The sequence below is a fragment of the Acinetobacter sp. MB5 genome (genome assembly GCF_003261585.1).
Taxonomy (GTDB): Bacteria; Pseudomonadota; Gammaproteobacteria; order Pseudomonadales; family Moraxellaceae; genus Acinetobacter.
This window is the reverse complement of sequence record NZ_POVU01000003.1, coordinates 279,554-293,137: the sequence shown is the minus strand read 5'-3', so window position 1 is coordinate 293,137 and position 13,584 is coordinate 279,554. Positions and strand designations below refer to the sequence as shown.

Below are 13,584 nucleotides of genomic sequence, written 5' to 3'. Positions count from 1 at the left end.
CGCCTCGGTCAGGTGTATACGACACAGGTCCAAAACGTAGCTTCGGTGGTGAAGATCGTCCACGTCGCGATTTCAATTCTGACCGTCCACGCCGTGAAGGTGGTTTCAACGATAAACCGCGTTTTGATTCAAACGATGATAACCGTGGCAATCGCGTAGACTATAAACCACGTCGTGAAGGCTCTTTTGGTGACCGTCCTAAACGTGATTTTGGTGGTGAAGACCGTCCACGTCGCGATTTTAAATCTGACCGTCCACGCCGTGAAGGTGGTGACCGTCGCCGTAAATTTAACGACTAATTAGCCGTTAAATTTAGTGTAAAAAGCCAGTTTTTTAAACTGGCTTTTTTTATTGTATGCAATTTATGTAAACTGAAAGAAAGAAGTCATAGAGGATGAAATAAACTTTAAATTTTATATAAATTTATATTTATCAGTATCTTAATTTTTTAACTATGTTTAAGCTTGTTTAGATTTAGATAAAAAGCATTATTTGTGTACAAGTTTCATATAATTCATTGATAAAATCTTCAACTTTTTTTGTCCTGAAAATGGTAAGCTACGTCGCGTAAAATCTGTAGGTAATTTTTAAAAATCTTCTATCCTATGAAGATAAAACTCGCTGCGAAAATTAAGCAGGAATTTAGTCTATTATGAAAAATACAGTAGCTATGCCAGCTGCAGATTCACTGATCGATATTGTGAATCTGAGCTTTAAGCGAGGCGAGCGCGTCATTTGTGACAATATCAATCTTCGTATTCGCCGCGGGCAAATTACCGCTATCATGGGACCTTCGGGTACAGGTAAAACCACCTTACTTCGTCTGATTGGCGGTCAATTGAGCCCTGATGAAGGCAGTGTTCTGCTCGATGGTAATGATGTGTCAAAAATGTCACGCCATGAATTATTTGCTGCACGCGCACGTATGGGGATGTTGTTTCAAAGTGGCGCATTGTTCACGGATATGACCGTGTATGAAAATGTTGCTTTTCCTATCCGAGCACATACCAAACTGCCAGAGAATCTGATTGCTGAACTGGTTGCCCTGAAACTTGAATCTGTCGGTTTAAGAGGGGCTGAGCAGTTAATGCCTTCTGAGTTATCTGGCGGGATGAATCGTCGTGTTGCTTTAGCGCGTGCGATTGCATTAGACCCAGAACTCATCATGTATGACGAACCATTTGCTGGACAAGACCCGATTGTCATGGGCGTTTTGACCCGTTTGATTCGTTCACTGCGTGAAGCTTTGGATCTGACCACGATTATTGTGTCACATGATGTCGATGAAACCATGTCGATTGCAGACTATATCTACATTATTGCTGAAGGCAAAATTCAGGGTGAAGGTACGCCAGATGACCTGAAAAATCATCCATCTGCTTTTGTGCAACAGTTTTTAAATGGACAGGCTGAAGGCCCTGTCGATTTTCAGTTTAGCCATCAGGCATATTTAAGCCAAGAGGTAAGTTCATGAATGCTATAGCCTTATTGGGTCGGCGCGTGATTGGACGTGTACATGGTATTGGTGTTGCAACACTGATGTTGCTTCAGATTATTTTCTCCATGCCGACGCTGCTCGGTGTACGTTTGTTTATTTATCAAATGTACCGTGTTGGCGTGATGTCTTTACTGATTATTTCCGTTTCAGGTCTATTCATTGGCTTGGTACTGGGTTTACAAGGCTACAATATTTTGGTCAATGTCGGCAGTGAGTCGATGTTGGGCACAATGGTGGCTTTGACCTTACTTCGTGAATTATCTCCCGTTGTTGCTGCTTTGCTTTTTGCAGGGCGGGCAGGTTCTGCATTGACTGCTGAAATTGGTTTGATGAAAGCTACTGAGCAGTTATCTAGCATGGAAATGATCGGGGTTGATCCACTGAAACGTATTGTTTCACCACGTCTTTGGGCGGGCATCATTAGCTTGCCAATGCTGACGGTTATTTTCTCTGCCATCGGTATTTTTGGTGGGAAGATGGTTGGTGTGGACTTTCTTGGTGTTGATGAAGGTTCATTCTGGAGCGGTATGCAAAATGCCGTTGAATTTCAACATGACATCTTTAACGGAATTATCAAAAGCATGGTATTTGCAGTGATCTGTACCTGGATTGCCGTATATCAAGGCTATTTTTGTGATCCGACATCTGAAGGTATTTCCACTGCAACCACGCGTACCGTGGTGTATTCGTCTTTATGTGTTTTAGGTTGTGACTTTGTGTTGACTGCGGTCATGTTTGGAGGAGTGTAATGAAGTCCCGTTCAAGTGAGCTGGCCGTAGGTGTATTTGTAATTCTATTCGGCTTGGCATTGTTTTTCTTGGCCATGAAAGTCAGTGGCTTGTCTGGTGGTAGTTTTGGTAATAGCTACGAAATGACAGCAACTTTTGACAACGTGAATGGTTTAAAAACACGTGCAAAAGTGACCATGAGTGGTGTAACGATTGGGCGTGTTGCTCGAATTGAGCTTGATCCTGTTACTCGTCTTGCTAAAGTCACTTTTGACTTGGAATCGAATAAAACCACGTTCAATGCTGCACAGTTACAAACTGTCGAAAAGAATGCTTTGGAAGAGTTACGTTATAGCGATGACTATCAACATGCAAACGCAGCAAAACAAAAAGCAATGGAACAGCAACTGTTAAGTAACATGAAGTCCATCACCAATATTGATGAAGATGCTTACATAATGGTAGCAACCAATGGTCTTCTGGGTGAGAAATATCTCAAGATTGTCCCAGGTGGCGGCCTGAACTATATCAAACGTGGTGGCGTGATTAGTAACACACAAGGTTCAATGGATCTTGAAGATTTAATTGGCAAGTTTATTACAGGTATGTCGTCTGGGAAGTCATCTTCAGGTTCATCAGATTCAAAAACTGCTTCTGAAGCCAGTCAGACAACAGATCCACAGACATCATTTGCTGAATAACAGAATTTAGAGGAGTACGACGTTGAATACTTTATTGAAACAAACACTGACAGCAAGTATCTTATCTACAATGATTGCAGGAACAGCATTTGCTGCACCTGCTGAAGCACCGCCAGCTTTTGTTAAGCGTGTTGCTGATGCTTTGATTGGTCGTTTAAAAGCAGATCATACTAAATTGCAAAGCAGTCCAGCAAGTGTGAATGCGATTGTAAAACAGAACCTTGATCCATACGTTGATGCTCAATCATTTACACGTATTGTGATGGGTACTTACGCAGCACCGCAAAATAGTACTGCGCAACAGCGTGCGGCATTTGAGCATAACTTGCGTCAAAGCCTTGTACAAAACTACGGTTCTGCTTTGGCAAAATATAGTAACCAGAGCTATAGCATTCGCCCTTACAAACCAACAGGCGGTGCTTTCCCTGTAGTAACAATTGATTTCGTGAACCAAGGCCAAAAAACCCCTGTTTCTTTCCAATTGACGGATAGCAACAACCAATGGAAAATCCGCAACATTAATGTAGCTGGTATCGACTTAGGTCTGCAGTTCCGTAACCAGTTTGCATCAACTGTAAAACGTAATGGTGGCAATATTGATAAAGCAATTGCAACCTTTAAACCAGATGCTGACAATGCGATGAAAAAATAAGACAGGTGTATTGTGATTGAGCTTAAAAATCAGCAGTTATATTTGTCTGGCACTATTGATTTTGACAATGCTGGGCAAGTCTATCAACAAGGCTTAGCTTTGATTCGTCAACATCAGCACTTTCCTTTAATTGTGAATCTGACTGAGTTGGCACATGGTAATACCTTGGCTTTAGCTGTATTGGTACAGTGGTTACGTCAAACACCACAACAGAATGGATTACATTTTCAAAATGTGCCTGCCAAGATGCTTAAAATTATTGAAGCATGCCATTTAGACAATGACCTGATTTTATTGCACTAAATCACCTGATATATAAAAAAAGCATCCTGAAGGATGCTTTTTTTATATCCATTTTTTCCAGCGGAAATAGACGGTTGGAACAATAAATGATGCAACGATAATGATCGAGACAGCGGTAAAGCTTGAAGACCCATGTGCAAAAGGTAAAACAGTCGTATTCATCCCGTATAGACTGGTGACTAGCATTGGTGCTGTGAGCAAACTTGGTAAAATCGAGAAACGACGGATCGTATCGCTTTGCTCAGAGTTAATGAAGCCTGATGTGGTATCGAGCAAGAAGCGGACTTTTTGGAACAAGAAAGCATTATGTTCAACCAATGAACGTACATCTTCACTCATCTCGCGAATTTCAGCATCATAAATATGGCTACCTAAAGCGCGTGGTCGAGATAAAAAGGTGAGAATGCGGCGTAAATCAATCAGACACAATTGTGCTTTTCCGAGCATATCTTCTTGTTGTGCCAGACGAGTCACCATGTCATCCAGATCAAGGACTTGTTCACGGTGGTGGTTATTCAGAACTTCAGTTGAATATTTTTCCAGATCTTTATGAATGTCTTCCAGAATATCGGCGAGTTCATCCAGTTTGGCTTCAAATAATCCGAGCAAGATCCAAATCGGGTCTTTATAGTCAATTTCATAGTCATTACGTCGTGCGCGCGCCCGAAAGGCACGAAAGGACACAAGCTTTTCACCGCGCAAAGTCAGTAAGCGTTCTTTATTTAAAATGAACGCAACCGTTTGCACTGTCGCCAACATGTTCCCCGATTCATTGGTTTCATTATCGACCTGATAATTTTTATTTTTCGTTAAAAAATAGGTGCTGATATGTAAAATGCCATCGTCATCGCGATAGAATCGGGCTGATGAAGAAATATCTTCAAGTGACTTGAGTGTTGGGAGATTTTGCTCATAGGCATCAATAACCCATTGTTGCTCCTCTTGTGAAGGGGCAATCAGATCAATCCACACTAATTCTGGGTGCAAGTCGAATCCACCATTAATGGTCGCATCTTCGAGACTACCACGCTCTGTGGCGTAAAAAGCTTCAAGCATCGGTGTCTTTCTCCCTTGGGTTGGACTGGGGGTGAAGTGGTGGGTGTATTTTAGACAAGGAGTTAGGGAAAAACACTGATCACTTTGTTATTTTTCCAAAAAAAAATCGCTTTAGTTTATTTTTAATACATGACAGATCAATAACAGGTCAATTTTATGAATTCAATTGCAATCTTCTGTGGCTCTAAAATAGGCAATGACACAATTTTTGTTCAAACTGCACAGCAGGCAGGACGATTGATCGCTGAGCAAGGTAAAACGTTGGTGTACGGTGGTGGCTGTTCGGGTCTGATGGGCGTAGTGGCTGATAGCGCACTAGATGCTGGTGGAAAGGTGATCGGTGTGATTCCTGAAGCACTGGTTGATCGAGAGTTGGCACATCCACGACTGACAGAATTACATGTCGTACAGAATATGCATGAACGTAAAACCAAGATGTCTGAGCTGGCAGATGGATTTATTGCCTTACCAGGTGGTGCAGGAACCTTGGAAGAAATCTTTGAGCAGTGGACATGGGCACAATTGGGCATTCATTTAAAACCGTGTGCTTTTCTCAATGCGGGTGGTTTTTATGATCCGTTAATTACCATGATCAACAATACCGTGCAGCAGGGTTTTACCTATTCTCGTTTTGCCGATACGCTTTTGGTGTCGGACAAGATCGAGACGTTATTGTCGAAATTTGAACAATATCAGCCACCACAGCCAAAATGGGGCGTAAAAGAAGTTACGCCATAAAACATGAAATATTCCGCTGAACTGAATACGGAAATTATCGTCATTCAGTTCAGGTTGAGTTGTAGCTTATGGCTTATTTTTAGTTTTTTCTAAGAGTTGATCGACCAGTTCATCAATTTTTGTATCGACACTTCGCCATTTATTCAATGCCAAGCCACCTTTATTGCGTAATTCAAACGTGGCTTGGGAAACCTGATGCCCATCTTGTATTAATGTGAATTGGGCGTAGGACAGGTAAGTTGTCATGTCCCATGAACGTCTCGCTGTATAATTCAGGCTAGTCTGGCAGAATAATGGTTTGGAGTTTGCAGGATAAATTTGCGCTTGAATTTGATAACGTGCAAAACTCCGAGCAATTGACTGACTAAAACCATTAATGGTGACTTTGGGGTTTTCAATGATGCAAATCTGTTTGAGGGTTTGAGCTTGGAATCCTTGGCTGTTGTTGATTTCAATGGAAGTACATCCCGATAAGACCAAGACGACACTAGAATATAAAATTAATTTTTTCATCTTCTTATACATTCTTATAGTTTCTCGAAAGTTTATATTTTAAGCATATGTCATATGATGTTGTCTATATAAGAGGGTGTTGCCAGACAAGCTACATGAATCTGCTGACAACCGAGTTGTTGTAATTTGAGTGAAAGTGCCTGAATTGAGCTACCTGTCGTGACGACATCATCCACAATCAGGATACGTCGATAACGTACTTTACTCGGTGCGTGTAGCACAAACTGCTGTTCAATATTACTCAGCCGTTCTAGTCGATTCAGACCCTTTTGATGCTGCTGCTCTTGCCGAAGAATCGGTTGCCAAATCGGGACATTGAGCTGTTTGGCTAAATGTTCTGCCAACAGCAGAGCTTGGTTATAACCCCGTTCAATCAAACGCTGCTGTGAGATCGGCATCGGTACGATGGCTTGAACTTTGGGGAATTTCAACTGGTTCAGGATATGCCCAAATAATGGTAAATAATGCAGTTGCTGTTCGTATTTAAACTGTTGAATCATCCGATCTAGAGGATACCGATAATAAGCTGCCACCTGAATCGGAATTTCCTGACGATGAATGGTTTGCTTGAGCCACGGCAATTGCTGCCAGCAATCCTGACACACAGAAGCTTGGGTTACTCGATCACTTTGACACAAGCTACAGTTTAAAAAGGGCTGTAGCAGTCGTGAAAACCTAGACATAAGCATAGCGCGGTGCCTCGGGGAGCCAGCGTTTCAGTAGCGGTTCAACCAGTTGCGGATGCTTTTGCATGATTTGCTGTGCCACATAATGCGCTTGATTCAGCAAGTGATCATCACGTTCCAGTTTAGCCACCCGAAAACCCAAATCCCCCGTTTGTTTGGTGCCGAGCAGCTCACCAGGCCCACGCAGTTCCAAGTCTTTTTCTGCAATCACAAAGCCATCATTACTTTCCCTTAAAATCGATAGGCGTTCATGTCCATTTTGCGATAGTGGGGTTTTATACAGCAACACGCAAAAACTGGCGAGAGCGCCACGTCCAACTCGGCCACGCAACTGGTGTAACTGAGATAAACCGAGCCGTTCGGCATTTTCAATAATCATCAGACTGGCATTGGGAACATCAACCCCGACCTCAATTACCGTAGTGGCAATCAGCAGTTGCAGTTGGTTGTCTTTGAACTGCTGCATCACAGTCTGCTTGTCTTCGGCTTTCATTTTACCGTGGACGAGACCGATTTTCAGGTCAGGGAAACGCTGCTGAATTTCCTGATAAGTGGCTTCAGCGGCTTGAGCATCGAGGGTTTCGGATTGCTCGACCAGTGTGCAGACCCAGTAGGCTTGTTTACCTTCGCCGCAGTTATTGGCAATGCGTTGCAGCACTTCTTCGCGGCGGTCAATGGGAATGGCAACGGTTTGAATCGGCGTACGCCCAGGGGGAAGTTCGTCAATAATCGAGGTATCCAAATCACCATAGGCACTCATGGCGAGGGTACGTGGAATCGGAGTAGCAGTCATCACTAGTTGATGCGGTGTGTATAGGGCATCACCTTTATTGCGTAGCGCCAAACGCTGATCGACCCCGAAGCGGTGCTGTTCATCAATGATGACTAAACCGAGTTTGGCGAATTTCACATTCTCCTGAAACAAGGCATGCGTACCAATCACCAGTTGTGCTGCGCCTGTCGCAATCAGGTTCTCTGCTGCGGCACGCGCTTTACCTTTTTGTTTGCCTGAGAGCCATGCCACGCTTAAACCCAAAGGCTCAAACCAGCGTTTAAAGTTCAGATAATGCTGCTCCGCCAAAATCTCGGTCGGTGCCATCAGCGCGACTTGCCATTCGGCTTCTAGGGCATGACAGGCAGCGACACCAGCAACCAAAGTTTTTCCTGCACCCACATCGCCCTGAACTAAGCGCAGCATGGGTTTGTTCTGTTTCAGGTCATCTGCGATTTCTTTGGACACCCGTTTTTGTGCGTTGGTCATTTTAAATGGCAGCCCAGCCAAAAGCTGTTTGGCAAGGACTTTACTACTGGACAAAACAGGGGCTTGGATTTGCTGAATATAAGCACGACGGGTGAGTAAACTCAGTTGATGGGCCACCAGTTCTTCAAAAATCAGGCGTTGCTGTGCAGGATGTGAACCTTGTGCCAGTTGTAGCATGTTGGCACTGAGGGGCGGTTCATGAATATAGAACAATGCATCTTTGAGAGCGTAGCCATTACAAAACTGGCTTGGCATCAGCTCAGGCAAGTCATCACTGTGTTGTTGTAAGGCTTGCTTGACATATTCACGGAGTTTGGCTTGGGTTAAGCCCTCAGTACTGGGGTAAATCGCCGTAAGCTGGGTTTTGGGTAAGGGCGTATGGGCATGAATTGCCTGAATTTCAGGGTGATATAACTCTAAGCCACGCGCACCCACACGGATTTCCCCAAACACGCGCACCCGATGTCCGACCTGTAAGGTATTGGTCAGGTTTTTATAGATATGGTAAAAACGCAAGGTGACTTTGCCAAAATCATCTTGCAGTGCCACCGCCATAGACTTACGTTTTCCCGCAGGAAAATCGACCGATTGCACTACACCCTCAAGCAAATAACTGCGCCCAACTTGCAGTTGGTTCATGGCAATAATGCTGCTACGATCTTCATAGTCACGTGGTAAGTGAAATAGCAAATCATCGGTGGTGAAAAGATTCAGTTTTTCTAAGAGCGCAGCAGTTGCTTGACCTACGCCTTGTAATTGATGAATTAAAGCCATGTCCCTCCAGCTTAGGTCATGTCATGCATATTGTATTTATTGGTTATGGTAAAACATCTCAACGTGTTGCAAAACAGCTATTTGCACAAGGACACCAGATTAGCACAATTAGTCGCAGCCCGAAAACAGATCGCTTCGCCCAGCATTATACGCAAGATATTCATGCTTTGGATTTAAGCCAACTTGCACCGATTGATTGGGTCTATGTTTTGCTCAGTCCTGATCAGAGCAGTGTCGAAGGTTATCAGCAGACTTATGTGGATTCGGTTGCACCGATTGTGGCGGCATTAGCTTCGCATCCTGTGAAAAAGGTCGTTGTCGTGTCTTCAACGCGGGTGTATGGCGAAAATGCAGGGCAGAAGATTGATGATGACCACCCCGTGCAACCGATGGACGAGCAGGGCCATTTGCTGTGGGAAATGGAGCGACTTTGGCAACAGGCCTATCCTGAACAAAGTATCATCATTCGTCCAAGCGGGATTTATGGAGACAGTATCGCGAGGATGTGCAAGCTGGCAAAAAACACCAGTATTTATCCCAATACGCACTGGAGTAACCGTATTCATGTTGATGATCTGGCAGGTTTTCTGGCGTATTTAACAGCGTTACCACAACATCAGCCTAGTTATATTGTGACCAATGCTCAGCCGACCTTGCTGCATGAAGTACTTGAGTGGTTTCAGCAGCAATTGGCTTTGCCACAGTTAACGGTGGCGCATCCTGAACGGGTTTCGGGAAAACGTTTGTATGCGACACATTTACAGCAAAGTGGTTTCCAGTTGCAGCATGCCGATTGCTTTCAAGATTATGCAGCGTTATTGGCGCAGCAGTCAGATTGAACTGGTTGATTTAAAAAGATATGAAATAAAAAACCGCATTCAAAGATGCGGTTTTTAAAATTTAGATCACTTATTTTTTCTTACGTTTTGAACGGCGTTTGGCATTGTGCTCTGCCATTGCTGCCAAGGCTTGTTGCAATTCTTCATCACTGAACGTGGTGATATGACGCAGCATTTGACGCGTGGTGTCGTCTAGAACCAAGTTGGCATATTGTGCGACACGGCTAAAGTTTTCGTCATATTCCAAGAAGCCATGTTCGTTGGTCTTAATGTAGTTTTGCTGTGTTAAGACTTTCAGGAAGCTTTGGAATAATGCCTTGTCAAAGAATTCTGGCGAATTGAATTCATACAACACAGACAAACGCTGACCGAGTAAATGGCTCAAGTCTTCAACCTGTTTGGCTGAAATATTGCCAGAACCACGCTGCGTAATGAGCGCCAAAGTCATGTAATAGCGTTCCAAACTTTGTTTAACAGGTGCCATCATCAACACGAGCTGATTGTGTGCCTCTGAATTTGGCGTTGGGCTATGTAAATCACCTTGATTGTCGGTTGAAATCAGACCTGCTTGAATCATGGCATCGGTATAGGCTTGAATCGGCTGATTCAACTCAGACACATCCCATTTCATAAATAATTCTGCTTTTAAGAATGGGTACAGGGTACAAATCACATTGCCCAAGTCTTCTCGGCTAATTTTGCCATTTAACTCAACCAGAGACGCAATTAAAGATGGCAAAACAAACGCATGCAAAATGTTATTGCGGAAGTAGGTCAGCAATACCGCCTGATTTTCAGCAACAGTAATGATGTCGCCCAAAGCATGCTGAACGCGGGTGATCAGTTTTAGCTTTAAGCCATAAGTGATCATTTCCTTACCAGAAAGTGCAGTCACTTCACTGCGGGTATCGTACGGTAGGAAAGTGGCTAAATTACGATAGGTATCGAGTTGCTTAATAAACAGTTCTTCATCGAGTGTGTGTTTATCAGTTGCCAACAAGATCAGTGACAATAGCGAAACAGGGTTGATCACCACCGCATTATTAATTTTTTCCAAGATGGCATGTGCCGAGCTGGTCACTGCATCTGAAACGACAGAAGGAATTGGATCATCATTCTTTTCAATACGAATGTTGTCAGCATTGTGCGCTTTGAGCAGGTCATTCAAGAACACAGGCTCGCCAAAGTTCACGTGCACTTTACCAAAAATGCGCTCGATTTTACGCAAGGTTTTGGCAATTCCGAACAATGATTCGGCTTCTTTTGGTTTACCTTGCATTTCACCAATATAGGTTGAACCTTCCATCAGACGTTCATAACCAATATAGGTTGGAATAAACACAATCGGCTTGTTGTTGGCACTACGCAAATGACTATGTACGGTCATGGCAAGCATGCCCGTTTTCGGCGGTAGCAAGCGTCCTGTACGTGAACGACCACCTTCGATGAAGTATTCTAATGGCGTGTTGCGTGACACGATGCTGTATAAATATTCTTTAAAAACTGTTGTATATAGGCCATTTCCGCGGAATGAACGGCGAATAAAGAACGCACCGCCACCCCGTAACATTTGCCCGACAAATGGCAAATTCAGGTTATCGCCCGCAGCAATATACGGCACCATTAAACCACGACGGTGAATAATATAAGACAACAACAGATAATCGATATGACTGCGGTGACATGGGGTATACACCACTTCGTAGTCTTTCGCCAATTCACGAACCGTATTGAAGTTGTGCACTTCAACGCCGTCATAAAGTTGTGTCCATAAGCGGGTCAGTGCCATATCGGCAAAGCGTACGGTCGAGTAAGAATAGTCCGATACGATTTCATTGACATAGCCAACTGCACGGCGTTCAGCTTCAAACAGGCTGATTTTGCTACGGATACTTTCGCGGCGAATGGCTTCTTGAACATCGGGTGCTTTGACCAAAGACTGCATCACGTTACGACGATCCGACAAATCGGGGCCTAAGACTACTTCACGCTGACGATCCAGATATTGATTGAGCTGGTTAATGATATAGGTTGCAGGCGATAAGTTTGGACGTTGCTCTTTGGCAAAATTCACCAACTCACGTAATGACTGCTCAGGATGAAACTCAATGAATGATTGACGACCATGCATCCCGATATTGATCAGCTGTTTGAGTGTCCCTGGGGTTGCCCAAGTATCTGTAAACAACAGTTTAAATAAAGAATCTTCTTTGTCTGGCGAACGTCCCCACAAGATGGTGACAGGCACTAGCTGAATGTCGAGCTCTGGCTGTTGCTCCAGCATTTCAATCATGCGTAACAGACGCGGCGGTAAGGTTGGCGCACTGGCATTCAATAAATAATTATGGTCGGGTTGTTGTAAAAAGAATACCGAACTTTTTTCGCTGATATGACCGAACTGTAAAGGTTCCAATGCTGGCGGTAACTTGAGGCGGCGTGTTTCACCATCGACCACCAAGGCATTACTACGCGAGTAATTTTGTAGAACATAGCAGACAATTTTAGGAGATTGATTCGCAACTTCGCCGTTTTCTGTGGTCTGTGCAGAAGCGGGTGGAACATCGCCAAGAACGTGTGGAGTCACCACAAGGTCAAGAATTTTGCTTGATAGTCTACGGTACATTTGACCAAAACTATTCTTGGACATAAAAACTCCTACTTCAACACAATGGCAAAGTGATAAAAACAAACAGGATGAAGGATCACGAGATAGAACAGGTCGAACCTTTTGCCAATTTTAACCAAAATGCAGGGCTTTGCGCACAAATTACGTTGAAAAAACGTAGTTTCATGTCATTGAATTCAGAAAAAGCCTGATCTTACGGGTTTTTAGCGTGACTGCTGAGCTCAAAAAGTAGTGAAATTGCATCTGTATCTCCGCCATGGCGGCATGTTGTGGCAAAATAATCACTTGTTTTTTACGGTCTTGAAAAACCGCTTAGATTAGGTAATTGATGATGACACTCACCCAAGAATTAATCGACTTGCTCAGTTTGGAAAAGCTGGAAGAAAATATTTACCGTGGACAAAGCCGTAATTTGGTCGGCAAGCGTGTTTTTGGTGGGCAAGTCTTGGGACAGGCACTGCGTGCAGCATCATATACGACAGACCGCCCTGCACATTCCTTGCATGCATACTTCTTGTTTGGGGGGGATATTACTGCACCGATTATCTATGAAGTTGACCGTTTGCGTGATGGTAAAAGTTTTGTGAGCCGTCAAGTGCGTGCCATTCAGCATGGACGGACGATTTTTACTGCCATGATTTCTTTTGCTGCACCAGAAGAAGGATTGAATTATCAGCATCATGCACCCGATGCACCTGCACCTGAAGACCTCCAAAATGAGAAACAAATCAAAGAAGGTTTACTGGAATTTGTTCCTGAAAATGTGCGCACCAGTTTTATGCGTGACCGACATGTCGAGCTGCGTCCTGTAGAAGAAATTCAAAATCCGTTCCGTCCTCAGCCACAGCTTCCACATTATTCACATTATGTGCGTACTCACGAGCAGATTCAGGCAGAGCAGGACAGTATCGCGTTGCATCAATCGATTGTGGCGTTTTATTCGGACTTTACGCTCATGACCACGGCATTACGCCCACATGGTCTGAATTATTTATCACCAAGTTTGCAATGTGCCAGCATTGACCATGCGATTTATTTCCATAAACCGCTACGTGCCGATGACTGGATGCTCTACGAAATGGAAGCAACGGTGAGTGCGAGTTCACGCGGTTTGAATTTTGGACGCATGTGGCAAAATGGTGAATTGGTGTGTAGTACCGTGCAAGAAGGCTTAATGCGTTTACGTGAAATTGAAGCGCAGTAAAAAAA

General features: G+C 43.8%; 13 protein-coding genes and 1 pseudogene. 9 read left to right on the top strand and 5 right to left on the bottom strand.

Translation table 11 applies throughout. The features are described from left to right. The 6 genes and pseudogenes from C1A47_RS06480 to C1A47_RS06455 form a co-directional block, all read left to right on the top strand. Nucleotides 1–299: pseudogene (locus C1A47_RS06480) on the top strand (DEAD/DEAH box helicase); the annotation flags it as partial. 353 nt (nt 300–652) lie between these two features. Beyond that, nucleotides 653–1,474: an ABC transporter ATP-binding protein gene (locus C1A47_RS06475; protein WP_111893587.1), complete on the top strand. Its 822-nt coding sequence runs from the start codon at nt 653–655 to the stop codon at nt 1,472–1,474. Continuing rightward, complete coding sequence (gene mlaE / locus C1A47_RS06470) at nt 1,471–2,247, top strand: lipid asymmetry maintenance ABC transporter permease subunit MlaE (protein ID WP_111893585.1); 777 nt, start codon at nt 1,471–1,473, stop codon at nt 2,245–2,247. Before C1A47_RS06475 ends, mlaE begins: the two co-directional genes overlap by 4 nt. Then, a complete protein-coding gene (locus tag C1A47_RS06465; protein WP_111893583.1) occupies nt 2,247–2,927 on the top strand; it encodes an outer membrane lipid asymmetry maintenance protein MlaD in 681 nt (226 codons plus the stop codon). Before mlaE ends, C1A47_RS06465 begins: the two co-directional genes overlap by 1 nt. A gap of 22 nt (nt 2,928–2,949) precedes the next feature. Beyond that, on the top strand, nt 2,950–3,579 hold the full coding sequence (locus C1A47_RS06460; RefSeq protein WP_111893581.1) for a phospholipid-binding protein MlaC: 630 nt from the start codon (nt 2,950–2,952) through the stop codon (nt 3,577–3,579). 12 nt (nt 3,580–3,591) lie between these two features. Beyond that, a complete protein-coding gene (locus C1A47_RS06455) occupies nt 3,592–3,882 on the top strand; it encodes a lipid asymmetry maintenance protein MlaB (protein ID WP_111893579.1) in 291 nt (96 codons plus the stop codon). 42 nt (nt 3,883–3,924) lie between these two features. Here the strand turns inward: C1A47_RS06455 and C1A47_RS06450 are convergent, their stop codons facing one another. Beyond that, nucleotides 3,925–4,938 carry a CorA family divalent cation transporter gene (locus tag C1A47_RS06450; RefSeq protein WP_111893577.1) on the bottom strand — a complete coding sequence of 338 codons (1,014 nt, stop codon included), beginning with the start codon at nt 4,936–4,938 and terminating at the stop codon, nt 3,925–3,927. Between the two features lie 156 nt (nt 4,939–5,094). Here C1A47_RS06450 and C1A47_RS06445 point away from each other — a divergent pair, with 156 nt between their 5' ends. Beyond that, the gene (locus C1A47_RS06445; RefSeq protein WP_111893575.1) at nt 5,095–5,676 is read left to right on the top strand and encodes a TIGR00730 family Rossman fold protein; all 582 of its coding nucleotides are present in this window, start codon (nt 5,095–5,097) and stop codon (nt 5,674–5,676) included. A gap of 66 nt (nt 5,677–5,742) precedes the next feature. On the opposite strand, the gene C1A47_RS06440 is transcribed toward C1A47_RS06445, so the two are convergent. From C1A47_RS06440 to recG, 3 genes are read right to left on the bottom strand one after another with little or no spacing between them, the layout of a single operon-like run. Next, nucleotides 5,743–6,189, bottom strand: coding sequence for an Sbal_3080 family lipoprotein (locus C1A47_RS06440; RefSeq protein ID WP_111893573.1), 447 nt, complete (start codon nt 6,187–6,189; stop codon nt 5,743–5,745). A 50-nt stretch (nt 6,190–6,239) separates the two neighbouring features. Beyond that, a complete protein-coding gene (locus tag C1A47_RS06435) occupies nt 6,240–6,878 on the bottom strand; it encodes a ComF family protein (protein WP_111893571.1) in 639 nt (212 codons plus the stop codon). Next, nucleotides 6,865–8,910 (bottom strand): ATP-dependent DNA helicase RecG, encoded by a 2,046-nt coding sequence (gene recG / locus C1A47_RS06430; protein ID WP_111893569.1) that lies wholly within the window; start codon nt 8,908–8,910, stop codon nt 6,865–6,867. Before recG ends, C1A47_RS06435 begins: the two co-directional genes overlap by 14 nt. A 23-nt stretch (nt 8,911–8,933) precedes the next feature. On the opposite strand from recG, the gene C1A47_RS06425 reads away from it, so the two are divergent. Continuing rightward, entirely contained in the window at nt 8,934–9,749 is an 816-nt protein-coding gene (locus tag C1A47_RS06425; RefSeq protein ID WP_111893567.1) for an NAD-dependent epimerase/dehydratase family protein, read from the top strand. Between the two features lie 70 nt (nt 9,750–9,819). On the opposite strand, the gene plsB is transcribed toward C1A47_RS06425, so the two are convergent. Then, nucleotides 9,820–12,396, bottom strand: coding sequence for a glycerol-3-phosphate 1-O-acyltransferase PlsB (gene plsB, locus C1A47_RS06420; RefSeq protein WP_111893565.1), 2,577 nt, complete (start codon nt 12,394–12,396; stop codon nt 9,820–9,822). Nucleotides 12,397–12,703: 307 nt separating this feature from the next. On the opposite strand from plsB, the gene C1A47_RS06415 reads away from it, so the two are divergent. Next, a complete protein-coding gene (locus tag C1A47_RS06415) occupies nt 12,704–13,579 on the top strand; it encodes an acyl-CoA thioesterase (RefSeq protein WP_111893563.1) in 876 nt (291 codons plus the stop codon). The last annotated feature ends 5 nt before the right edge of the window (nt 13,580–13,584 follow it).